Below are 530 nucleotides of genomic sequence, written 5' to 3'. Positions count from 1 at the left end.
ACAATAATATTTTTTGCAATAGCAAGTCCGAGGCCGGAGCCTCCAGTTTCACTTAATCTCGCATTGCTTAAACGGCAGAATTTATCAAAAATCACATTGAGCTTATCCTCCGGAATTTCCCCGTCATTTTCAAATTGAATCACAGTCCATTCTGAAAGTTCTCTGGCTGATACTTTGATAACGCTGTTTTCCTCACTATAAGAAATGGCATTTTTTAGGATATTATTAAATACTCTGGCCAGCTTATCAGAATCTCCATATACAGATATGTCCTCATCTACATGATTCTCTATGATTTTCCCACATGCATTTAACTGCGGATACAATTCATCTGAAATCTGTGCAATCATATAGTAAAGATCAACCTTTGTCTTTTGAAGCGGAAGAGCTTCTGAGTGACTGCGGGTAATCTCAAAAAACTCATTAACCAGAGTCCTGAGCCGGTTCGCCTTTTCCCATGCAGTGTGGATATATTTTGCTTTCTCCTCATCGGGCATATCCGGTGTTTCATCCAAAAGGCTGAGATATCC

1 protein-coding gene is annotated in these 530 nt (G+C 39.4%); it reads right to left on the bottom strand.

Translation table 11 applies throughout. The annotated features are described in order from the left end of the window. Positions 1 to 530: sensor histidine kinase (locus tag H8S75_RS32430; RefSeq protein WP_243270559.1), on the bottom strand; the 530-nt coding region annotated here is incomplete at both ends.

The sequence above is a fragment of the Hungatella hominis genome (genome assembly GCF_014288005.1).
In the GTDB taxonomy this organism is placed as follows: Bacteria; Bacillota; Clostridia; order Lachnospirales; family Lachnospiraceae; genus Hungatella; species Hungatella effluvii.
This window is presented reverse-complemented; position numbering and strand designations above follow the sequence as displayed.